The following is a 22,208-nucleotide window of genomic DNA, read 5'->3' on the forward strand; positions in this document are numbered from 1 at the left end:
AAACCTGCATTATGTTTTAGAGATTGAGGCTGCAAGTAGTTTTCCACTTTTATCTTGAGCTTGTAATTTTTGAATAATATGCTCAATAATACTATTCAAATCCTTCCGGCGGCGCATAGAGCGTTTCGGGTCAAGTTGACCGTGTTTTAATAATTCTCTAACCTGTTCTCCTAACTTAGTTAAGTAAAGCTTCAGTTGTTCTTCGCCCTGTTCGCGTAAAATTTGCCGACATTCAGTTAGGATAATATCGCCATTTTTGAGAGTTTTATTAGCGTCTAACTGCTTTGGTGTTGCATCGGATGAATCTTTACTTTTTTGAGCGTTTAAACTGTTAGTTAGACATTTTTCTACAGCCTTGGCAAGTTTTGGATCAGATTCTACAACTTCTGCGATCGCCCTTAATAAGTTTGCAATTTGTGTTCCTTCCATTATCTACCTACTCGTTGAATAAATTCTTTAGCTAACTTCATCATAGAATCATGAGAATCGTCATATTTTTGTTTATATGTCAAATAATTGTTCAATTCTAACCCTTCAGCAATTTTTGCTCTTTCTAGAATTTTGGTTTCAAAAACTGGTGGATAGAAAGGGTTGACAATAATAGAGTTTAACTGTTCAGTTTGGGCTATAGTTCGGTTATAACGTGAAATTAAAGTTCCTACTGCTTTTAATTTATGTACATAATCTCTATTAAACTTATCAATGTGTTCAAGTAATAACTCTAATCCATGAATTGACATCCGGTTTGGTATACAGGGGATTATACAAGCATTACTAGCTAGAAATGCACTTTTAACTACTCTGTTAATATTTGGGGCACAGTCTATTAAAATATAGTCATAATTCTTCAATAATGGTTTTAGAATTGTACTAATAAGCTCAACAGGTTTTAAATTACAAGAATAATAGTCTGATGGTAAATCTTCTTGAATTTCAAAGAGCCTTGGACTACTAGGTATCAGATGTAAGTGGGTAAAAGAGTTTCTGTTTCTAACATTTGAAATATTCTGTTTAACTATAAAACTTTCGTTTTTAACATTTTCTAAAAAATATTCAGGATCTTTAAATAAATAAGGTAATGTCAATTTTTTATTTTCAAATTCTTTTTCCCAAACTTCTTCAGACATTAAAGCACTAGTTAAATTACTTTGAGGATCAAGGTCAATAGCAAGTACACGCTTACCATACATGGTATCGCCTGCTAAATATTCTGCTAATGCCATGACAATGGTAGTTTTACCAACTCCACCCTTGAGGTTGCAAATGCTTATCACTTTAGCTGTCATAATTTCTGGTAGATTGAGGCATTTCATGGGCTACAGTTCTATGTTTCCCTGGAAATAGACCTAAGTAACAGGTTAATTCTCAATATCGCAATTATTTTTGTGTCTTTGCAGTTCAATTTCTTCAACACAAAACTGATGCACAGTTCGTATCGCTTTTCTGAACTACAGCGATCGCACCATATTCTACCTTTACATAAAAACCCATGAGCCAAATTAATCCTGAAACAACTCTCTTACATACCTTAAACCCACTCAACCTATTTTCTGACAGAGCATTTAAAAATAAAAATGGGAATCATAAGAAGTAGGGTGCGTTAATTCACTCTCAATAAATATCAGGATTCACATGGCACAACCAAAATATGAAGGTTATTGCGAATGCACTCCTACCAAATTAGTCCGAGAAAAGTTTGGAGATGTCAATGTTTTTGCACAAAATGTTAAATCACTCTTAACAAAAGCTACTGGTTTTATTGGTGATTATGATTTCACTCTAAATCCTTACAGAGGATGTCAATACGGTTGTAGTTATTGCTATGCTGCTGCATTTACCCCTAATGCTCAAATGCGCGAAGACTGGGGTAAATGGGTAATTTTTAAGGAAAATTCTGCTGAAATTTTAGCGAAGGAATTAAAAAAATGGTATGAAAAGAATCCCCAGATTCCTCCTAGTATATACATGAGTAGCGTTACTGATCCTTATCAACCACTTGAGTCTAAACATCAGCTGACTCGTCGGTTGTTAGATGTAATGCTTGATGTGAGTATTAACGGTTATCCTACTCCAACTTTGGTAATTCAAACTCGTAGCCCAATTATTACTAGAGATATTGATTATTTACAACGATTTAAGCGATTACGAATTAATATGAGCATTCCCACTGGTAGCGAATTAGTGAGAAAAGATTTTGAACCGCGATCGCCCAGTATTAAAGGCAGATTAAATGCTCTCACTAAAATTAAACAAAGTATTGATTATTTCAAAGGTTTTCTTCCCAAAATTTCGATCACTATTACCCCTCTACTTCCTACTTTACCAACTGATGAAGCTGCTTTTATTGACAAACTAGCCATCGCCGATAGAGTTGTAATTCAAGCTTTTCATCCTAGCCAGAGTCGTTCTCTTATGGCATCAACTCGCCAAGAAGCTGAAAAAATTAAGCAAAAATACGCTTGGTGGTATGAAGATGAGAAATTAAGCTATATGAAATTTAAGGAAAAATTAGTTTCTCAGCTTCCAGGTGTAGAAATTATGGAAGGCAAAGAGGGATTTGGCTATGAATAGTCCTATCGTAAATTGGTGGCGAAGTCAGCAGTTCAAATTATCTTTAAAACGTGGGGATATTCGACGTGCAGTCCAACTATTGCAAGAGATTCAAAAATCAGGTGCAACATTCTCATGGTTAGAAAAACTATTTAGGGATAAACTTCAAGTTGAACGTTATTCCCAAGAATACAAACGACAAACAGAAACTTTAAGTAAACAACTAACAGAAGCATCCCAGCAAAAAGTTAATCTCATCTTAATGCCAGATGAGGAATTTGTAAAATATATCTATAAAGTTTTTAATTTAATAGAACACGATGAATATAAACTGCAATCTACTGGTATTGATGAACGGATATTTGATGATTTTGAATCAAGGCTAGTTGAATATCTAAAAGAAGAATTTAGCAAGATTTCTGAAAAACAGCTAGCTATAAAACTAGAAGACGCTCTTGAGGATATTAATAACTTAAAAATTGGACAAGACCCAGACTACCGTTTTAGTCTAACTCCTCATGTCTACTTTATGAAGTATTTTTTAGAAAATGTATATTGCATATATTTAGCTTGGTTTCTCATTTACCAAGATGCTTTACTACCAAGTAAGGTTAATATTCTTGATATTGCAGCAGGCCCAGGAACAATTGCTTATGGTTTAGCTTTATTTCTCCAAAGTAGTAGCGGTTTTTTTCATATTCCGCAAATGCACATATCTTACTACTCTTTAGAAAAACAAGATGCTTTCCAGTTCCGTGGACTTCAGTTTTGGCGACGATATATAGAGTCGCGTCTAACCACAGTGAATGCTTACTTCCGCTTTGTTACTACTGATATTTTTACTTGGGAAACTCAATCAAATAATCTACCCAAAGACTTTTTTGACTTTATCGTAATTTCCCACTGCTTTTTTGCAGATCCAGCCAAGAGGATTGAAGCTAATAATATCTACAAGCAAATATTTGTCAGTAGCTTAAAAAATTCAGGTTATGTTCTGCTAATTGTACAAGATAAAAAGTTATTCAAAGTTTACGATATTCACCAAGTTGAAAACCAAGAGCAAGAAAAAAATGTAGTGCATAAATTTCTGGCAGAACTTGGATTAAAATTAGTTTGGTATAAATATCTAACTTCAACAGGTTCAAGAATATCTTTGCCCGTTGCTGAATTTGGTAAGTTTGCTAAAGAAAAATTACCCAAACAACTGTATATGAGTCCAATAATGCAACACTATTTTGGTCAGAAGTATCAGTCCCACTATATATTAGATGATTATGTAATCTTGGCGAAAAAATCATGATAAATTGCAGGTGAAGCAGCAAAGAATGTATTAAATAAATATAAAGCAAGATGTTTGGATTAGTGATATTTGTCCCTGGAAGATCCCCCCAACCCCCCTTAAAAAAGCTTACTCTAATTTCCTCCTTTTTAAGGAGGGTTAGGGAGGAGCAAGCCTTAACCCAAGCGTATTGAAATATAAGATATCTGAACTTTAATCTTGAATTTATAAATGACCTGCAACTCACAAATAGCAGAAGGTTCGCATGGCAAACTTAATTTAGTCTATGCCGATCGCCAAGGTGCAACCCAGTTAATTTACAATTACCAACAAGCGCCTCTGAAGGTACAACGCCCATTTTATCCAGAAGGTGAAAAAGTTTGTCATAGCGTAATTTTACATACAGCTGGGGGAATGGTGGGAGGCGATCGCTTATCCTCCAATATCCACCTCCAACCCCAAGCCCAAGCCTTAATCACTACAGCGGCTGCAAGCAAGATATATCGTAGCAATGGCTTACAAGCTAGACAAACCATCCAAATGCAAGTTGATGTTAATGCATGTTTAGAATGGTTGCCGCAAGAGACAATTTTATTTAACGGTGCGATTTATCGCCAAGATTTACGGGTAGAATTAGCAACCGGGGCCAGTTGGTTAGGTTGGGAAATTAGCCGATTTGGTCGCAGTGCTAGAGGAGAGAAATTCTTGCAAGGGGAATGGCGATCGCACACCGAAATTTGGCAACAAGGCGTTCCTTTATGGATTGATCGACAATGCTTATCGGGTAGGGAAGACATTTTCCACAGTCCCCACGGCTTGGCTGGAAAACCAATAGCAGGTAGTCTAGTTTGGGTTGGTGGTGCAGTTTCAGCAGAAATTGTCGAAAAAACGCGAAATTTATGGGATGGGGAAGGAGAAGCGGGTGTTACCAAGTTACAACATGGATTATTGTGTCGATATCGCGGTTTTTCTACATCTGAGGTGAGAAACTGGTTTATTGATGTTTGGCACATGCTGCGAGTTTCTTTTCTGAATCGTGGTAATTGTATACCAAGAGTATGGCAGGTTTGAACGTAGACGCGTAGCGGCTTGCCACAGGCTACCGCAGAGGCGCAGAGAACACAGAGGAGGTAAGAATGCAATTGACGCCGCAGGAAAAAGATAAGCTATTAATTTTTACTGCTGCTTTATTAGCAGAAAGACGTAAAGGAAGGGGTTTAAAACTAAATTATCCCGAAGCGATCGCTTATATTTCTGCTGCTATTTTAGAAGGGGCGAGAGATGGGCAAACTGTAGCAGAATTGATGAGTTATGGTACAACACTATTAACGCAAGATGATGTCATGGAAGGAATATCAGAAATGGTGCTTGAAGTACAGGTAGAAGCAACTTTTCCTGATGGTACAAAGTTAGTTACAGTACATAATCCAATTCGTTAGTTTTGAAATTTTTAATTTATTATGATTCCTGGAGAAATTATTACACCACAAGGTGAAATTGAACTAAATGTTGGTCGTTCAACTGTAAAATTGCGAGTATCAAATACAGGCGATCGCCCCATACAAGTCGGTTCCCACTATCACTTTTATGAAGTCAACACCGCCTTAAATTTTGACAGAGAACAAGCGCGAGGAATGCGGCTGGATATTCCCGCTGGAACCGCAGTTCGTTTTGAACCCGGCGACGAAAAAGAAATAACTCTAGTTCCCCTCGTTGGTACTCGCCAAGTCTACGGCTTCAACGCCAAAATTAACGGAAACCTCTAAAAACCTCCGCGTACCTCTGCGCTTCCCTCAGCATCCCTCTGCGTTTGAAAATCGCATAATTTCACAAACCCAATATTTAGCTTAATTGATTAATTATTTGAATTACATTCTAAAGAATTCCACGCCCCTCTCTCCGTTTCAAGTAGGCGGCCAATTGAGCAGGTGATTTTAACTTAACAATTTGCTGGCATCCAGTGTGAGGACATGCGAGAAAAAACATATCCAGAGCAACACCTGAATGATGATTTTTTTCGCGTAATATCATGGGCAAATGATGTACCGGACAAAGTATTTCATCATCTTTTTCTTTCAGATGTGACTTGATTCGAGAGATTGTTGCTTTTTTTACAGAGGTATCATCAAAGATTGTAGAAAGTTGTTGGTTTGAAACTTGAAATTCAAAAATGTCAGACTTATGAAGAAAACCTACATCCATAGCTGTAAAGCTCTTTGTTCTTCTGCATTGTAGAGGCAGGTTATTGTAGAAGCCAGTACAAGCCCAGAAAAAGTCACTAAGTTGGTAAAGACTTCCATCAAGACGCTTTTGGGACTGCAAAATCATCGCTTTTCCGCAACTGCATTTTTTCTCTAAGACAACTTGACCCATGTGAAATTGCAGTATATGAACCTTATCAGTGTCTAAAGCTGAGGTTTCGTAGTTTTCAGGACTTGCACACTGATCTTCCGCAATTTCTTCCGATTTAAGTTCTTGATATTCCTTAAATTTATCAGTTCGCAAAAGCTCTAGTTCTTGCTTGTGTTCTTTATCTTGCCGGGATATATGGCCGTCACGTCGTTCTTTGCGTTCGAGTTCGACAACCTCAACATCAATTATCTCAAGTTCCTCGGTTACATTTTTAGCAGTCTTATTACTATAAGAATTATTTGTCTGTTGACTTGAAGAGTCTTTATTGCTCCGGGAGTTAGCCCAATGACGAATGACTTCTACAGTATGACAAATAACCTCTACAGCAGTACATCTTACAAACTCTCTGAGGACTGTTGTACCAGCAGCAAATAGTGCTTCAAATAACATATAATTAAATGCCGAATCTGATTAAAGTTTAGACGTAACTCTAGATAATGCAGACTAAATCTGCTTTCTTAGCTTACCTGTGTAAACATTGCGATCTAATCTGTATTTATACGGTATTTTTCAGGAAATGTACCAAATATTTTTCATTCCTGTTAACTTCAGTTTTATTTCATTAATATTTATTTACCTAAATTTACTACGATCGTAAAAATATCAAGTTATACAAAATTTTCATCTTAGTTTCCTAAGGTTGCTTAAAAATATTCAAATCAACACCATCGTCAGGAGTAGCATTATGCCTTACAGAATGGATCGCCGCGCCTACGCCGAAACATACGGCCCAACAGTAGGCGATCGCATCCGACTTGCAGACACAGAATTATTTATTGAAGTTGAACAAGATTTCACTACCTACGGCGATGAAGTGAAATTTGGCGGCGGTAAAGTTATCAGAGATGGAATGGGACAATCCCCCATTTCTAACGCCGATGGTGCTGTAGATTTAGTAATTACCAATGCCTTAATTCTCGATTGGTGGGGTGTTGTCAAAGCAGATATCGGGATTAAAGATGGCAAGATTTTCAAAATTGGTAAAGCCGGAAATCCTTATATTCAAGACAATGTAGATATTATTATCGGCCCCGGAACTGAAGCCTTAGCAGGGGAAGGAATGATTCTCACTGCTGGCGGTATCGATGCCCATATTCATTTTATTTGTCCTCAACAGATTGAAGTTGCGATCGCTTCTGGTATTACCACCATGATTGGCGGTGGTACTGGCCCAGCTACGGGTACAAATGCCACCACCTGCACCCCCGGCCCTTGGAACATTTACCGGATGCTGCAAGCTGCTGATGCTTTTCCTGTCAACTTAGGATTTTTGGGTAAAGGTAACACTAGTCAACCCCAAGGACTTGTAGAACAAGTAGCCGCTGGTGCAATGGGGTTAAAGCTGCATGAAGACTGGGGAACTACACCCGCAGCAATTGATACTTGCCTCAGTGTTGCCGATGAATATGATGTGCAAGTAGCGATTCATACTGATACCCTGAATGAAGCCGGATTTGTTGAAGATACGATCGCTGCTTTCAAGAATCGTACCATCCACACCTACCACACTGAAGGCGCAGGCGGCGGACACGCACCAGATATCATCAAAGTTTGCAGCCAAGCCAATGTCCTGCCATCTTCCACTAACCCTACACGCCCTTACACCCTCAATACCTTAGATGAACACCTGGACATGTTGATGGTATGCCATCACCTTGATCCAGCGATCGCCGAAGATGTCGCTTTTGCCGAATCTCGCATCCGCCGGGAAACCATTGCTGCTGAAGACATTTTGCACGACTTAGGCGCATTTAGCATGATTTCTTCCGACTCCCAGGCAATGGGAAGGGTAGGGGAAGTGATAATTCGCACCTGGCAGACATCTCACAAAATGAAGGTGCAACGCGGAACTCTTAATCCACAGGTAACAGAGCAAAAAGCAGACAACTTTAGGGCAAAAAGGTATGTTGCCAAGTATACTATTAACCCAGCGATCGCTCACGGAATTGCTGAATATGTTGGTTCAGTGGAAGAGGGAAAATTAGCAGATTTATGTTTGTGGCGTCCTGCATTTTTTGGTGTGAAGCCAGAGATAGTGATTAAAGGCGGAATGATTGCATGGTCGCAAATGGGCGATGCCAACGCCAGTATTCCCACACCCCAACCAGTGCATATGCGACCGATGTTTGGTAGTTTTGCAGGTGCGCGTCATGCCACATCATTAACTTTTATTTCGCAAGCAGCTTTAGAGAAAGAAATTCCCAGCCAGCTAGGTTTACAAAAGGCAGCAGTTGCAGTTTCTGGGACACGCCAATTGAGTAAGCGGGATATGAAGCTGAATGATGCACTACCCCAAATTGAAGTTGATCCAGAAACCTATGAAGTAAGGGCAGATGGTGAGTTGCTGATTTGTGAACCTGCGACAGTTTTACCAATGGCGCAGAGGTACTTTTTGTTTTAATTCATGACCGAGCAATCTACTGATTACGATAGTCCTTGGAAAGAAGTCATTGAGCTATACTTTCCCCGCTTTCTGGAATTCTTTTTCACCCAAGCTTATGCCGAAATCGACTGGACGCGACCCTATGAATTTCTGGACACAGAACTGCAACAGCTAGAACCGGATGCAGAAATTGGGCGGCGTTTGGTTGATAAAGTTGCAAAAGTTTGGCTACTGGATGGCGAAGAAGCTTGGGTATTAGTTCATGTGGAAGTCCAAGGGCAATATGACAGCCAATTTGCCGAACGGATGTATACATATAATTACCGCTTGTTTGACCGCCATAAAAAGCGAGTTATTAGTTTAGCAGTTTTAGCAGATGAACAAGCCAATTGGCGACCTTCTAGCTACAGCTATCAACTGGGCGGATGTCGCGTCAGCTTGGAGTTTCCTGTGGCGAAACTGTTGGACTATGAGCAAGAGTGGGAAACCCTAGAGCAAACAACCAACCCCTTTGGTGTAATTGTGATGGCGCATCTCAAGACCAAAGCAACGCAACGAAATCCAGAAAATCGGCTACAGTGGAAACTAAGCCTAGTCAGACGGCTGTATGAACGGGGATATAGCCGGGAAGATATTCGGGAACTATTTCGGTTTATCGACTGGATAATGGTTTTGCCAAAAGAGTTGGCACTTAGTTTTAAAACAGAAGTTAGAAGTTACGAGGAGGCAGATAGAATGCGGTACGTAACTAGTATTGAAAGGCTAGCAAAAGAAGAAGGAATTGTTGAAACTGCTAGAGAAAGCATCATTACAGTTCTAGAAACGCGGTTTGGAGAAGTGCCAAGCTCCATTGTCGAAGTTATCAATAGGATAGAAGAACCATCTGTACTCAAAATGCTTCATAAAAGAGCGATCGCTATTCCTTCCACAGCAGAATTCCAGCAAGTTTTGGATAACCTCACCTCTGATAAATAAGCGTAGGCATTGAGCGGCTGATTACCAGATATCGCTCTTAAAGATAAGAGTAACATTGCTCTCATCAATTTTTTGTTTTGAAGTTACAATCAAATAGTTAAACGTTGCATCTGATATAGAAAATCATGCTACCTTTTAAGAAAAAAATTGTGACTGATGAAGCTATGTGTCCGGTAGCGGTGTTGATCGATTATCAAGACTGGCAGCAAATTGAGAAGATATTAGAAGCCCATCAATTACAACAAAAACAACAGTTTAATTTAAACCAGTATGCGGGTGTAATTCAACTAACTCAAGACCCTTTGGAATATCAGCAGCAAATTAGGGATGAGTAGTATTGACACAACCTTTATTTTTGTTAGATACAAATATAGTCTTGTATTTTTTAGGTGGTCGCTTGGTAAACCCACTACCATCAGGACAATATTTTATTTCAGTGATTACTGAGATTGAATTGCTCTCTTATCCGAGTCTCAGTCTAGAAGAAGAAACACAAATTATTGATTTTTTAAAGAAAATTACAATCATTGGTATTGATAGTAATATTAAAAATTTAACAATTGCATTTCGCAAACAATACAAACTCAGGCTTCCTGACGCAATAATTGCAGCAACTGCAAAATCTCTAAATGCAACATTGTTTACAAATGATGTAATATTGGTTAATTTAACAGAAATTAATACTCAGTCAGTGCAAATTGTGTAATGGGTGCGATCGCTTATTTTGGAGTTATAAGAAATTTCTTTGTTATTTAACTTGTTCAAATTTAAACAGACCGTCGCTACCTTTAACTACTTTGACAAGAACAGGTTGTTGTTGGCGATCGCCTTTATTATCAAATTTGAGTGGATATCCTGAAGTTTCCTCTGCTGGAAGAAAAAAATCTCGATATTTGAGGTTTTTTAAAACCGTTTGATGTGTGGGATTATTAGACATAGATATAGCTTTGATAAAAGCTTTAGTCGCATCATAAGCTGTAGCTGTGCGCCAGCTAATCTGTCCTCCCCACATTCCCTTAGCTTCCTCTGCAAATTTTGTTGATTTTGTTGAGTTTTGCTCTTCTGCTAACCAATCTACAGATATAACCAAACCTTCAAAAGCGTCTCCAGCTGATTTCAAAGTGTTTAGATTGTACAAAGCATTTCCTCCTAGTAGAGGTAATTTTTGGCTACCCTGAGCGCGAGCAATTGCAAGTGCCACAGAAGTTAACTCTGTATTCGGAAACAGAACAATTGCATCTGCATTTTTTTCCTTAATTTTTGGAATTTCGGTAGATGTATCCAGTGAAGCATCAGCCAAATTATAAGTATCTATAACTTCTCCATTCTTATCTTTAAATAAATTTTCAAACTCTTTCTTTACGTTATCACTATAAATATCATCAGGATTGTAGAAAATCACTACTTTTTTATAGCCATGATGGATAGCATAATCTGCTAACTTATCAGCATCTACTTTGGTAGGAAGTACTGTTCTAAAAAATACTCTACTATTTATTGAGGTACTTGTACTCCCAGGAGATATCATTGCTATATCAGCGCTTTCATATTTAGATAGTGCCGTTTGACTATTTTGACTAGTATAGTGTCCAATAACTCCTAAAATATTTTGATTTTTAATTAGCTCTCCAGCAACTTTTTGAGCTTGAGTGCTGCCATCATTGGCAATTGCTATATTTAAAAATCGCTGATTTACTCCACCTAAACTGTTAAATTTATCTTGTGCTTGTGCAACTCCTCGCAATAGTTCTTTAGAAATATCTGCTTCTTTATTAGTATCTGGTAAAACCACTGCCAGAGTGAGTGGGTTGTCTTGTTGATATGCTTTGGCATTATTGTAATAAATTCGCAACTCTGGATCGTAAGGAAAGGCTAGTCTAGCTTTTTGAAAATATTCAACAGCTTGGGAATAATCTTTGTTTTCAAAAGCTTTAAATGCCCGATTGCGACTTGGATTTTCACTTCCAGTAAACAAAGTATGCTCGCCTTCGCTAAGGAATAGTGATACTAGATGTTGTTGTTCTGGTTGTTCCGTTATCGACGCTGTTGGGACTGGCGGATTGTTAGTAACTGAATTTTTTTCTGATAATTTCCAGTATGACAATCCAAGTACTGAAATTAATAGTAATGGAGCAAGCCCTAAGACAAGGCGCTGCTGCTTTCGTGTTGCTAATTCTTGGCTAGCATATAAAAATTGATAATCTTCAACAAGCAACTGTTTATGTTCTGCCCATGCTTGAGCTTGTCGTAAATTCTGCCCGTGCAAGAGATGCGATTTATTCTGACGGTTAGACTCTAGCCATGCTGCTAATTCATTTGCATAAGGTCGCAAACTCGCTAACGCCTGATTAACCCAGTTGTTGTCAAAAACAAACTCATAAATGCGGTTATAAACTCTTAACTTGCCATTTTGCTTAACTACTAATCCTGACAGACGCAATTCTATTTGCCCTGGACTGTTATCTTCTTCAATTTCTCTTTTTCGGAAAATTTCTTCATATAATTCAAGCAACAGATCCGCAGGCTGCTTATTGCTGAAAATCCGATCGCGTATTGTCCTCAAATGCTCAGGATCATCCTGAGATTGCCAATTTTGGATAATCCGCGATCGCACTAATTCCTCTACAGACAATCTTTGCTGATCATCTAGAATAAATTGACAAAGCTTTTGGGTAAGAAAAGGTTGTCCACCAGTCCATTCCAAAACCTCTTTTAGCTTTTCTTGGGAATTACTGACTTTACCTACTAATCCCATAGCTAAAGGCTCGGCTTCATCTAAATTAAAACCTTTGAGTTCAATTGCTTGACCGATATTAAAAGGTGTACGCTGTTTATCTTGAATCAAATCAGAGGGAGTTGCTACTCCTAAAAGACAAAATGTCAAGCGTTTATATTCTGGTTTATCAGCACGTTGGTTATGGCAGGCTCGAATCAAAGCGAAAAAATCCTCAGTTGAAAAACTGAGGCTGAGAACGCTATCAATTTCATCTACAAAAATGACAATTTTTTTATTAATAGAGGTTAGCATCTCCTCTTCAATGAACTTGCCTAATCGCCGCAATGGAGGCAGTAATTTTTGCACCCTCCACCAACTTTCTAAATTAAAATTATCGTTTAGTTTTAGACTCCTAACCAGGCTGTCAATTACACTTGCATACCATTCATCAGGGGTAACATTATGAGTGCCGATGGCGGTAATATCAATTTCAGCACAAGCAATTCCCTCTTGCTGCAACCTTTGCATAGTTCTTACCCGCAAACTCGATTTACCCATCTGCCGCGAGTTCAGAACATAACAGAATTCTCCTGCTTTTAACTTTTTGTATAAGTCGTCATCTGCCTGCCGTGTGACGTAGGTAGGGGAATCTGAAGGTAAAGTACCCCCAACTTGGTATTCGTAGTTTGGGTTAGGCGATGGATTCATGAGTTATGTCCAATGCAGTTGCACACTCAATCATTCTCCGTCTCCTCTGTCTACTTGCAAAGAGGTGTCGGCGCAAATTTCGAGGGCATTTGAAATCATCATTACACACCTAAGCGCTCGCGAAAATACAGGCGATACAAATCACACAAGGGCAGAACATCATTGCCTGTGTATTTTACAAGTCTCATATTGCGTAACTTAGATGCTTTATCAGCGTCTATTCTAACTGGGCTATTGGTAATAACTACTTGCTTCATGGCTTCCTTTAGTTCTGGGTTATCCTGCAAAATTGACAACTGAACAAGCAGATGATCACTGTATAAGCCTTCTTGGGTGGGAGCAATTTTCAATAGTTCTTTCAACGTCAGTTCGCGCCGCGCAATTTTATACAGTGCCTCTTTCACCAGCCAAGGATGCCCACCAACCATCGCCATTAGTTGGGCAACTTGCTCTCCATTCCAAGAGAGTTGGAGGCGCTGTGCTAAATTCTGCACCTGTGGCTGATTTAACTCTGGTATTTCAATGCCTTTCCCCACATTGAGCGGTGATTTATTCCTATCTATAGGAATGTTATCTTCTTTGGAGTAGGCAATTACCAACCGTAACTTTTGCCAAATAGGCTTAGTTGTAGCTTTCTCATGCCAAGCTCGTAGTAATGGAAGAAAGTTACGAGCTATGTGATAGGAGAACATGATATCAACGTTATCTAATCCCAAAACTACCGGACTATTGATCGCTGGCAATAAATATTTTTCACAGTAGTTTGTACAGTCTATGTTGGCACTCGCTGTACTTTTCCACTTCTCAACTAGTTTATCTGGTAGATTTAATTCTCTGGCTATGGTGGCACAGAACCACTGCAAGAAAGGCTTTAGAGTGTTGAATATTTCTTTTTCTGGCTCTTGAAAGTCTACTCGCACTGCTTGATAGCCTTGCTGAATCACATAATCTAAAATCTGGCTCATCAAGTAGGTTTTGCCCCATTGCAAAGGAGCCTTTATCCGAATTAATGCCCCTGGCTTCTTCACTTCTTTGTAACAATCAGCATAAAAAGCTTGCTCGAAAAACGGAAATTCCAGTTCTAGAGATGGTTCTGGATCTAACAAACCCTTTAAATCAGACGAATTTGAAGCTAAATTTACCTGTCCATCAGGCAATACTGGTTCTGCCACTGGCAAAGCAGGATGAGCAGATGAGGCAATGAGGGGAAATAATTGTTTGTCTCCCAATTGCCCATTCTCCCACTCTTCCACTCTTTTACTCTCGCTGTCTACCAGTAAACTAAAAATTTCGTGTAAAATTCTGGGAGTATCAGCAGCCGATTTCCACTCTCGTTGCTGAACCTGTTGTAAATAGCCCCGCAAATCATAATTTAGTGGTGCACTCCAAGGAAGGTTAACGCGAATAGGCAAAATCACTGGCTTATGCTGATCGCTGCTATCCCGTAACTGCTTGGCCTGTCTCACCTCCTCTGTCACCATTTCACTAGTTGCCGATCGCTCAGATAACAGCAACAAAAAGTAATCACATAGTTTTAATTCTTCATCAATGCGCTGAGGCCATTTTTCCCCCAAGCGAATACTTTCCCCTGCCATGAATGCTTCATATCCAGCAGCTTTAATGCCTTCATAAAAATTATGGGCAAGGCTCAAGTCTGGATCTTGGCTGCGGTAGCTAATGAAAAATCTGGCGCTTTTGCTGGCTGCTGGCAAAGTTGGCATAGTCGGATAAATATCCAGAAATTTTGACAAATTTGACTATATTATTGCAATTTACGGAATCGAAGCTAGTTTCTACTTTTCTCTAAACAACTTGCTAGTAGCCGATACACTACCTACTGATACATTTGGTAACTAAAATGGTACTGCTATCCTCTGTATTCAGTTCTAGAAGTTTACGAGCCATAATTCAATTAGTTTGTGGCTATTTGTTAAAAAGGTAAGTAAAGTAGTTTTGAAAATACATTTATATCAATTTATTGGTAAACAATTTTTCTTGGGAGGGAGTTTACCTAAAAGTACTATCTAAAAAACTATACCAATAAACCAGTTTCCTGAAAAATTTACTTTTACCCCGTACCTTGCATCTATATGACTTCACAATCTTCTCGCTGTGACAAAATTCTGGTTGTTGATGACTCTCCTGATAACGTGTTTTTGATCAAAACTATTTTGGAGGAAGAAGGTTACACGATTAGCACCGCCGAAAATGGTATTTCGGCCTTGGCAGAATTAAAAGCATCTGCTTGTGATTTGGTTCTGTTGGATCTGATGATGCCAGGTATGGATGGGTACGAAGTCACCAAGCACATTCGTGGAGAGATGAAATTACCGCAATACATTCCCATATTGCTGATAACTGCCCATGATGCGCCCAACGTCGCCCACGGTTTAGACTTGGGTGCTGATGATTTTATCCGCAAACCTGTAACAGTAGATGAATTGCTGGCACGAGTGCGATCGCTCCTGCGCTTGAAGCATAGTATGGATGAACGTGATGAAATTGCCCGCCAGCGAGAAGATTTTGTCTCCCGCCTCACCCACGACTTACGCACTCCTTTAGTGGCGGCCGATCGCATGTTGATGCTATTTCAGCAAGGAGCGTTGGGAGCATTATCATCGCAAATGCAGGAAGTAATCGCTATCATGGCCCGTAGCAATATCAACCTGCTTTCTATGGTCAATACCTTATTGGAAGTTTATCGCTTTGAAGCAGGTCGCAAAACTTTGGCATTTCAACCAGTTAATTTGGACCGATTGCTAGAGGAGGTGAATGGAGAATTAGCACCCTTAGCTCAAGATAAAACACTGTCCCTAAATTTGGACTTTACTGAGGAGTCAAGTACAAACACAGTCATGGGCGATCGCTTAGAATTGCATCGTTTATTCACTAATCTTATCGGGAATGCGATCAAATTTACCGACTCTGGGTCTGTTACTATTCGTTTTACTTCTCAACGCCAGTTTGACAAAAGTAGTCAATCTCAGTTCTCTGGAAAATCCAATTCCGTTGACTACATTAGAATTGAAATAGCGGATACAGGCCCAGGTATTCCCCCTGAAGAACAAGCCACCATCTTTGAACGATTTCGCCAAGGCAGCCACAAGAGTTCTGGTAGTGGCTTAGGACTGTATCTTGCTCGCCGAATTGTCGAGGCGCATCAAGGCATTATTCTGCTTAATTCTGAGTTGGGCAAAGGTAGTGTATTTATTGTCCTTCTACCCACCAAAACATCAGAAAATTAGCAATTATAAATTATGAATTATCGAATTTTTTACCATAATAATTTATAATTTTACTACTATCTATCAATAATCTAAAGCAAATATTCAAATTTTCAAGTCAAACCCGAATAAATGGCGAATCAAATATGCTGATATAGCAGCGTTAACATTAAATAAATAGTTTCCTAAGGGACAAAACAATGATTACAACTGAATTATCTAACGTTGGCCATATGCTCCAGAACCAACGAGAGTTTTTTCAAACTGGCAAAACTAAAGATGTCAATTTTCGCATTGAACAACTTAAAAATCTCAAGCAAGCAATTATTGAGCATGAACAGTCAATAGTCGAGGCATTACAAGCAGATTTACATAAACCAGAATTGGAGAGTTACCTTACAGAAATCGGCGTAATTAAGGAAATTGATTATGCTATAAAACATCTGAAAAACTGGACTAAGCCCAAAAAAGCAGCCGTTTCCTTTGATTTTTTTTCCTACTCAGCCCAAATTTATCCAGAACCGCTAGGGGTTGTCTTAATTATCGGGCCTTGGAACTATCCATTTCAGTTAATTATCTCACCTTTAATAGGTGCGATCGCAGCCGGGAATTGTGCAATTATCAAACCTTCAGAAATTGCTTCTCATACCTCTGGTATCATTTCTAAGATTATTGCCAAACATTTTGACCCAGCTTATATTGCAGTGGTTGAAGGAGGCGTAGAAGCAAGTCAAAAACTACTTGCAGAAAAGTTTGACCATATCTTTTTTACTGGTGGTACAGCTGTCGGCAAAATCATTATGGCAGTAGCGGCAAAATATCTCACACCCGTTACTTTAGAATTGGGCGGTAAAAGTCCTTGTATCATAGATACTGACATTAATCTTGAACACACTGTCAGACGAATCACTTGGGGCAAATTTATTAATGCTGGACAAACTTGTATCGCCCCTGACTATCTTTTAGTTGATAAAAAAATCAAAAAAGATTTAATAGATGATCTGAAAAAATGCCTCAAAGAATTTTATGGCGATAATCCAGCAAACAGTCCTGATTATGCCAGGATTATCAGTCAAAAACACTTTGATAGGTTGGTTAACTTTCTCAAAGATGGTGAAGTTATCATCGGTGGAGAAAATCAACCTTCAGAGCGTTATATTGCCCCCACAGTGATTGATAATGTCTCTTTGGAAGATTCCATAATGCAGGAAGAAATTTTTGGCCCCATTCTACCCATCATTGAATATACTGACATTGCAGAAGCGATCGCCATGATTAATTCTAGACCTAAACCCTTGGCCTTATACTTATTTTCTCAAAACCAAAATCTACAAAAGCGAGTTTTGCAGGAAACTTCGTCTGGTGGAGTCTGTATCAACGATACAGTGATGCAGGTTGGTGTCTCGTCTTTACCATTTGGTGGGGTGGGAGATAGCGGTATTGGCAACTATCACGGCAAAGCTAGTTTTGACACTTTTTCCCATGAGAAAAGTGTATTGCAAAACTCTTTCTGGCTGGATTTAAAATGGCGATACGCTCCTTATGAGGGCAAATTGCCGCTAATCAAAAAACTTCTGGGTTCAAAGTAAAAGTTATGAGTAAGGAGTTATGAGTGAGAAATAAAAACTTATAACTCCTAACTCTGTCAATTTTAGATTTTGAATTGAAGGAAAAACCTAAAATTTAAAATTTAAAATCTAAAATCCAAAATTGAATAACTCCTAACTATTAAAACCCAAAAGCTTTGCTATAACGCTCCTCAGCCCAAGGTTCACCACGGCGATGGTAGCCATTGCGCTCCCAAAAACCAAGTTCTTCACCAGCTAAAAATTCTAAACTATTAATCCACTTAGCACTTTTCCAAGCGTAAAGGTGGGGCACAACTAGCCGCATCGGGCCACCGTGTTCAGCTGGAAGGTCTTCACCAAATACTTTAAAGGCAAAGAAATTTTCTTCCCGCATAAAATCTTCTATAGAAATATTGGTAGTGTAGCCGCCGTAGCAGTGTTCCATAATGTGGGCTACTTCGGGGTCCAGCTCAATCAGACCCATGAAATCTGTGACTTTAATGCCAGTCCATTTGACATCCAGTTTAGACCAGCGGGTTACACAGTGGAAGTCGGCTGTGAATTCGTGTTGAGGCAGCGCCATAAAGTCTGACCAACTAAAGCTAGTAGGTTTTGCTAAACCCCCAACTCGAAACTCCCATTCTTCAGTGCTAACTTGGGGAGTTGCACCGTAAGTTAATACGGGGAAACCTTTAGCTAAGTGTTGACCTGGAGGGACACGTTCCCCCTCTTCCTTCCCTGGTTTATGAAAAAATTTTCCTAGCATAGTTGGAGAAAAATAAGTTTTCTCAAGATATTTACAAGCTTTTTTGCTGAGTTGCCAACAGCACCAGATATTTTACTTTTTATATAGTTACTTGATCATTACTCATGAATAATAGGTAATGGGTAATGGATGTTCCCAATTACTCACTACCAATTTTTCTTGATCTAATCAGCTTGTGTAGAGTATCTATGATTCTTGACACTCCCCTGCCTGAAGTCCGAAAAGCGCAACTGCGTTGCTCTTTATCAGGGGATTTCAGCATTCTTCTGATAATGCAATCAGGAAAGCTAAGAAAAAGCGTTTATCCACTAGTCAGAAGTTTGATTGGTGACTTTGGCAATCAAATCTATCGGTGCTGTTCATGCTTTTCCTGACTGGGAAATTATGATTCTTCTTCCTCTTCTTCAGCAGTTGGATAAACAAATGTAGAACGTCCAGTCAAAATCGACTTACCCAGAGAGAGAGCTTTCTGAGCTTCGACGACGGCTTTATGCCTCCAGGTAGCTCGACGTTTATCTCGTTTTGATTTGGAAGTTTTCTTCTTAGGAACAGCCATGTCAGCAGATATCGCGATTCTTGACAACCTTCTTATTCTAGGCCATCCACTGACGCCAAGGACAACAGTTGAGTCAGGAATAAGTAAGTTGAATTGATCGGTTGAAACTGAAGTGGGGATATAGAGACGAGCTAGTGCGTTGGGGAACCAGCAGGAATAAAGGCTTTTCCTTATCTGGTGATTCCCGTCCGGTGCCGACTTGTACCGCTAAAGCGGAACCCGCTCTTTAGCAACTGGCGTGCAAAGACGCGGGGAATTTCAATGGTGACCAACGAGGACATGGAGAAGAAAAATATTCATTGTTTGAATCAAGAGACTTTAAACATGGGGTTTAAGAGCGTCTTTGTGTCCCATTGTCCCCGCCGCTATTTTTGGGTTGGCAGACTGCTAGCTGCTGGAACTGTATTAGAGGTTGTCGGCTCTTTTTCAAAGAAAAGTAGCGATCGCGCAGTTTTGAAGTAAGTTGCCCAATTTTGAGCATCGGGGCGCGATCGCCATTGTGGACGACTAACTTCTAATGTCAGAACTGGTGCGATCGATCCATAATTTTGTACGGACACAATGATTGAAACATCTGTCACCAAGATATCTTGATCGAAACTCCGTTGAGCAGCTGCCCTAGCGGCTGCTTCCGCTCTTGTGAGAACGGTTTCGTAGTTTTCATCTGGCAGGCGGTCAATCGCCAGGTCAACTCTAGCGGTGTAAGCTCGCACAACCTGAGGTGCGATCGCTTCCGTTACAAACCAGGCAGGAACGGTAGATAAGACCAAAACTACTAAAGGAACTATCCGGATTCTTCTGGCAATTTGGCTAATAACTGAAAAGGGAGTGATCGATGATGGTAGGTGAGCAGAAATCTTGCTCATGACCTTTTATCTCCTTAGTGATGATCTGTTATTAAAATTAGGTAAAAGGTATTTTCCGGTAACTTGACGTAATAAAAATTACATTTTAACTTAAGATTCGCTCAGAATCACCTAGACTATAAGACATAGGTTAGCTTTGTTTTTTTGGCAAAGCCAACCGCAATTTTAAGACCAGCAAACAATAACTGACAAAAAGCGGGATGGCAAATTACTGGGCGATCGCGATTGGCATCAATCAATATCAGTTATTTCAACCTTTAAGTTGTGCCCAAGCAGATGCTGAGGCACTAGAGGATTTTTTGGTGACAGATGCAGGTTTTGTCCCCAAACACTGTCTAGTCATGACAGACACTTCGCCGCCGATTGGGGATAGGTCAACTTACCCGACCAAGGAGAATATTTTGCTGCTGCTTGAAGATTTGGCAGCGACAAATTGGCAACCGCAAGACTATCTGTGGTTATTCTTTAGCGGTTATGGGGTCAACTACAAGGGCAAAGATTACTTAATGCCAGCAGAGGGCAACCCCGAACTCGTGCAAGAGACTGGCATAGAATTGCGATCGCTAATGCAAAGTCTGCAACTTGCTGACCTGAATGTATTGCTAATACTCGATATCAACCGCGCTTTTGGCACCCAAGCGGATGCTCCCGTTGGCGAAGAAACAATAGAACTAGCTCAAGAACTACAACTCGCTACAATTCTTTCTTGTCAACCAGAGCAGTTCTCCCACGAAAGTAGCGAACTAGGTCACGGATTCTTTACAGCAGCTTTGTTAGAAGCTTTGCGTTCTGGTAATGGCAGCAACTTAGCAGATTTAGAAAGCTATCTAAGTCTGCTGATGCCAAAATTATGTCAACACCATTGGCGCCCTGTTCAAAACCCTGCCACTATCATCCCATCAAGGCAGCAAGTAATCTTGCCAAAATTGGCAATAGAAAGCGACTTTCAAGCAAATCCGGGAATTTATCCAGAAGAATCCTTTGCTGTTGCCCTTGCGGCTCCCCCCCTCGATGATTCCCCTAGAATTTCAGCAGATCGGGCCAGATGGGGAGAAGCTACTGTGAACTCCTCCCAACAGGTGGCTCACAAAGTTGAGAAGTCCAAGGGTCAACAAGTCCAAAAGTCGGCTGCTGATTTAGTTTCCCAGCCAATGCCGGAAACTTCTTTAGGAGTGAACACCAAAGGAAGATTTATCCCCAATTCCTCCCAAGGCTACGTCTCTCGATTGCCATCGAATCAGCCAAGTATCCCTTTTTGGAAACAATTTATCTTGTGGGGCGGAGGCAGTTTGCTGGTAGCAGGTTTAATCGCCGTAGTTTTTCTTCGTAATCAAGAAACTTTTAGAATTAAGCAAATATCAAGCACATCACCCAATGTTACTGCTAGCAACCCCAAGGTTGTCCAGAATTTACCAAACGATGTCAACGACGGGCTACGCCTACGCATTCCACCAGTTAGACTCAACAACCAATCTAGCGCTCAAATAGCCTCTAGTTCCGAGTCGAAAAACCGGAATCAAGCAGTATTAGACCTGGCGAAAATGTCGCTCAGACAAACTCAGGCTAGCGATTTGAGCTTGGCGATAGCTACAGCCGAGAAAATTAAACCCGGTGAACCACTGTATGAACAAGCTCAGGAGAATATTAAGATTTGGAGCCGGATGATTTTAGATTTAGCAGAAGGTCGTGCTAAACAAAGACAGTATGCTAGCGCCATTGCTGCCGCACGATTAATCACCAAACAAGAGCCGCTTTATGCCAAAGCACAAGCAGCAATGAACCTGTGGCGGCTAGAGGGGAAGCAGTATGTGAGTAACAAAACTCTTTTAGATGCAGCTAATGCCTTAATTAAGTCCGGACAGGCATCTACCTACAATCGTGCGATCGAAGTTGCCAAGAAAGTACCAGCAGATCAACCAGGCTTTGATACTGCCCAAAAATCGATCAATAAATGGAGTGAGAAAATTTTAGATTTGGCGAAGCGTCGCGCCGCCGAAGGAGAACGTAATGCGGCAATTGCGACCGCTGCTTTAGTGCCAGAGGAGACAGGCGCTTACGAAGATGCTCAGGATGCTATCCAAAAATGGCAAAAAAAATAGTAAAAAAAAATAGTTAGGAGTTAGGAGTTAGGAGTTAGGAGTTAGGAGTTAGGAGTTAGGAGTTAGGAGTTAGGAGTTAGGAGTTAGGAGTTAGGAGTTAGGAGTT

At 39.9% G+C, this 22,208-nt stretch carries 20 protein-coding genes; 12 read left to right on the forward strand and 8 right to left on the reverse strand.

Annotation, left to right across the window (positions count from 1 at the left end; genetic code table 11):
* Window positions 1-9 precede the first annotated feature (9 nt).
* Window positions 10-429 (reverse strand): hypothetical protein, encoded by a 420-nt coding sequence (locus tag V7K85_RS31390; RefSeq protein WP_334819841.1) that lies wholly within the window; start codon window positions 427-429, stop codon window positions 10-12.
* Window positions 429-1,286 (reverse strand): ParA family protein, encoded by an 858-nt coding sequence (locus V7K85_RS31395; protein WP_334819842.1) that lies wholly within the window; start codon window positions 1,284-1,286, stop codon window positions 429-431. The genes V7K85_RS31390 and V7K85_RS31395 overlap by 1 nt, the downstream gene beginning before the upstream one ends.
* 346 nt (window positions 1,287-1,632) lie before the next feature.
* Here V7K85_RS31395 and V7K85_RS31400 point away from each other — a divergent pair, with 346 nt between their 5' ends.
* The 5 genes from V7K85_RS31400 (at window position 1,633) to V7K85_RS31420 (ending at window position 5,595) form a co-directional block, all read left to right on the forward strand.
* Window positions 1,633-2,571: an SPL family radical SAM protein gene (locus tag V7K85_RS31400; protein WP_334819844.1), complete on the forward strand. Its 939-nt coding sequence runs from the start codon at window positions 1,633-1,635 to the stop codon at window positions 2,569-2,571.
* The gene (locus tag V7K85_RS31405; protein ID WP_334819846.1) at window positions 2,564-3,850 is read left to right on the forward strand and encodes a photosystem II assembly protein; all 1,287 of its coding nucleotides are present in this window, start codon (window positions 2,564-2,566) and stop codon (window positions 3,848-3,850) included. Before V7K85_RS31400 ends, V7K85_RS31405 begins: the two co-directional genes overlap by 8 nt.
* 210 nt (window positions 3,851-4,060) lie before the next feature.
* Complete coding sequence (locus V7K85_RS31410; protein ID WP_334819848.1) at window positions 4,061-4,900, forward strand: urease accessory protein UreD; 840 nt, start codon at window positions 4,061-4,063, stop codon at window positions 4,898-4,900.
* A 65-nt stretch (window positions 4,901-4,965) separates the two neighbouring features.
* The gene (ureA, locus tag V7K85_RS31415; RefSeq protein WP_334819850.1) at window positions 4,966-5,268 is read left to right on the forward strand and encodes an urease subunit gamma; all 303 of its coding nucleotides are present in this window, start codon (window positions 4,966-4,968) and stop codon (window positions 5,266-5,268) included.
* Window positions 5,269-5,289: 21 nt separating this feature from the next.
* Window positions 5,290-5,595 carry an urease subunit beta gene (locus V7K85_RS31420; protein WP_334819852.1) on the forward strand — a complete coding sequence of 102 codons (306 nt, stop codon included), beginning with the start codon at window positions 5,290-5,292 and terminating at the stop codon, window positions 5,593-5,595.
* 109 nt (window positions 5,596-5,704) lie between these two features.
* Here the strand turns inward: V7K85_RS31420 and V7K85_RS31425 are convergent, their stop codons facing one another.
* Entirely contained in the window at window positions 5,705-6,631 is a 927-nt protein-coding gene (locus V7K85_RS31425) for a hypothetical protein (RefSeq protein WP_334819854.1), read from the reverse strand.
* Between the two features lie 295 nt (window positions 6,632-6,926).
* Here V7K85_RS31425 and ureC point away from each other — a divergent pair, with 295 nt between their 5' ends.
* The 4 genes from ureC (at window position 6,927) to V7K85_RS31445 (ending at window position 10,305) form a co-directional block, all read left to right on the forward strand.
* The gene (ureC, locus tag V7K85_RS31430; RefSeq protein WP_334819856.1) at window positions 6,927-8,642 is read left to right on the forward strand and encodes an urease subunit alpha; all 1,716 of its coding nucleotides are present in this window, start codon (window positions 6,927-6,929) and stop codon (window positions 8,640-8,642) included.
* Window positions 8,643-8,645: 3 nt separating this feature from the next.
* A complete protein-coding gene (locus V7K85_RS31435; RefSeq protein WP_334819858.1) occupies window positions 8,646-9,599 on the forward strand; it encodes a transposase in 954 nt (317 codons plus the stop codon).
* A gap of 125 nt (window positions 9,600-9,724) precedes the next feature.
* Window positions 9,725-9,934, forward strand: coding sequence for a hypothetical protein (locus V7K85_RS31440; RefSeq protein WP_442940636.1), 210 nt, complete (start codon window positions 9,725-9,727; stop codon window positions 9,932-9,934).
* 2 nt (window positions 9,935-9,936) lie between these two features.
* Window positions 9,937-10,305 carry a type II toxin-antitoxin system VapC family toxin gene (locus tag V7K85_RS31445; RefSeq protein WP_334819862.1) on the forward strand — a complete coding sequence of 123 codons (369 nt, stop codon included), beginning with the start codon at window positions 9,937-9,939 and terminating at the stop codon, window positions 10,303-10,305.
* Between the two features lie 42 nt (window positions 10,306-10,347).
* Here the strand turns inward: V7K85_RS31445 and V7K85_RS31450 are convergent, their stop codons facing one another.
* Both V7K85_RS31450 and V7K85_RS31455 read right to left on the reverse strand, forming a co-directional pair.
* On the reverse strand, window positions 10,348-13,023 hold the full coding sequence (locus V7K85_RS31450) for an AAA-like domain-containing protein (RefSeq protein ID WP_334819864.1): 2,676 nt from the start codon (window positions 13,021-13,023) through the stop codon (window positions 10,348-10,350).
* 101 nt (window positions 13,024-13,124) lie between these two features.
* Window positions 13,125-14,774 (reverse strand): AAA-like domain-containing protein, encoded by a 1,650-nt coding sequence (locus V7K85_RS31455; protein WP_334819866.1) that lies wholly within the window; start codon window positions 14,772-14,774, stop codon window positions 13,125-13,127.
* Between the two features lie 339 nt (window positions 14,775-15,113).
* Here V7K85_RS31455 and V7K85_RS31460 point away from each other — a divergent pair, with 339 nt between their 5' ends.
* The gene (locus V7K85_RS31460; protein WP_334819868.1) at window positions 15,114-16,268 is read left to right on the forward strand and encodes a hybrid sensor histidine kinase/response regulator; all 1,155 of its coding nucleotides are present in this window, start codon (window positions 15,114-15,116) and stop codon (window positions 16,266-16,268) included.
* 179 nt (window positions 16,269-16,447) lie between these two features.
* Window positions 16,448-17,836, forward strand: a complete 1,389-nt coding sequence (locus V7K85_RS31465) for an aldehyde dehydrogenase (protein WP_334819870.1) — start codon at window positions 16,448-16,450, stop codon at window positions 17,834-17,836.
* 139 nt (window positions 17,837-17,975) lie between these two features.
* Here V7K85_RS31465 and V7K85_RS31470 read toward each other — a convergent pair whose 3' ends face one another.
* The 3 genes from V7K85_RS31470 to V7K85_RS31480 form a co-directional block, all read right to left on the reverse strand.
* A complete protein-coding gene (locus tag V7K85_RS31470; protein WP_334819872.1) occupies window positions 17,976-18,581 on the reverse strand; it encodes a sulfite oxidase-like oxidoreductase in 606 nt (201 codons plus the stop codon).
* A gap of 382 nt (window positions 18,582-18,963) precedes the next feature.
* On the reverse strand, window positions 18,964-19,137 hold the full coding sequence (gene rpmF / locus V7K85_RS31475) for a 50S ribosomal protein L32 (RefSeq protein WP_012407602.1): 174 nt from the start codon (window positions 19,135-19,137) through the stop codon (window positions 18,964-18,966).
* A 365-nt stretch (window positions 19,138-19,502) separates the two neighbouring features.
* Window positions 19,503-20,003, reverse strand: a complete 501-nt coding sequence (locus V7K85_RS31480) for a hypothetical protein (RefSeq protein ID WP_334819874.1) — start codon at window positions 20,001-20,003, stop codon at window positions 19,503-19,505.
* 200 nt (window positions 20,004-20,203) lie between these two features.
* On the opposite strand from V7K85_RS31480, the gene V7K85_RS31485 reads away from it, so the two are divergent.
* Entirely contained in the window at window positions 20,204-22,102 is a 1,899-nt protein-coding gene (locus V7K85_RS31485) for a caspase family protein (protein WP_334819876.1), read from the forward strand.
* Window positions 22,103-22,208: the final 106 nt, after the last annotated feature.

The sequence above is a fragment of the Nostoc sp. genome (assembly GCF_036917615.1).
Classification (GTDB): Bacteria; Cyanobacteriota; Cyanobacteriia; order Cyanobacteriales; family Nostocaceae; genus Nostoc.

Excerpts from the sequence above, each read along its gene's own strand:
- V7K85_RS31425 (WP_334819854.1), bottom strand. The coding sequence starts at position 6,631 with ATGTTATTTGAAGCACTATTTGCTGCTGGTACAACAGTCCTCAGAGAG.
- V7K85_RS31450 (WP_334819864.1), bottom strand. The coding sequence starts at position 13,023 with ATGAATCCATCGCCTAACCCAAACTACGAATACCAAGTTGGGGGTACT.
- V7K85_RS31435 (WP_334819858.1), top strand. The coding sequence starts at position 8,646 with ATGACCGAGCAATCTACTGATTACGATAGTCCTTGGAAAGAAGTCATT.
- ureC (WP_334819856.1), top strand. The coding sequence starts at position 6,927 with ATGCCTTACAGAATGGATCGCCGCGCCTACGCCGAAACATACGGCCCA.
- V7K85_RS31410 (WP_334819848.1), top strand. The coding sequence starts at position 4,061 with ATGACCTGCAACTCACAAATAGCAGAAGGTTCGCATGGCAAACTTAAT.
- V7K85_RS31460 (WP_334819868.1), top strand. The coding sequence starts at position 15,114 with ATGACTTCACAATCTTCTCGCTGTGACAAAATTCTGGTTGTTGATGAC.
- rpmF (WP_012407602.1), bottom strand. The coding sequence starts at position 19,137 with ATGGCTGTTCCTAAGAAGAAAACTTCCAAATCAAAACGAGATAAACGT.
- V7K85_RS31395 (WP_334819842.1), bottom strand. The coding sequence starts at position 1,286 with ATGACAGCTAAAGTGATAAGCATTTGCAACCTCAAGGGTGGAGTTGGT.
- V7K85_RS31440 (WP_442940636.1), top strand. The coding sequence starts at position 9,725 with ATGCTACCTTTTAAGAAAAAAATTGTGACTGATGAAGCTATGTGTCCG.
- V7K85_RS31420 (WP_334819852.1), top strand. The coding sequence starts at position 5,290 with ATGATTCCTGGAGAAATTATTACACCACAAGGTGAAATTGAACTAAAT.
- V7K85_RS31470 (WP_334819872.1), bottom strand. The coding sequence starts at position 18,581 with ATGCTAGGAAAATTTTTTCATAAACCAGGGAAGGAAGAGGGGGAACGT.
- V7K85_RS31390 (WP_334819841.1), bottom strand. The coding sequence starts at position 429 with ATGGAAGGAACACAAATTGCAAACTTATTAAGGGCGATCGCAGAAGTT.
- V7K85_RS31480 (WP_334819874.1), bottom strand. The coding sequence starts at position 20,003 with ATGAGCAAGATTTCTGCTCACCTACCATCATCGATCACTCCCTTTTCA.
- V7K85_RS31465 (WP_334819870.1), top strand. The coding sequence starts at position 16,448 with ATGATTACAACTGAATTATCTAACGTTGGCCATATGCTCCAGAACCAA.
- V7K85_RS31485 (WP_334819876.1), top strand. The coding sequence starts at position 20,204 with ATGGCAAATTACTGGGCGATCGCGATTGGCATCAATCAATATCAGTTA.
- V7K85_RS31405 (WP_334819846.1), top strand. The coding sequence starts at position 2,564 with ATGAATAGTCCTATCGTAAATTGGTGGCGAAGTCAGCAGTTCAAATTA.
- ureA (WP_334819850.1), top strand. The coding sequence starts at position 4,966 with ATGCAATTGACGCCGCAGGAAAAAGATAAGCTATTAATTTTTACTGCT.
- V7K85_RS31400 (WP_334819844.1), top strand. The coding sequence starts at position 1,633 with ATGGCACAACCAAAATATGAAGGTTATTGCGAATGCACTCCTACCAAA.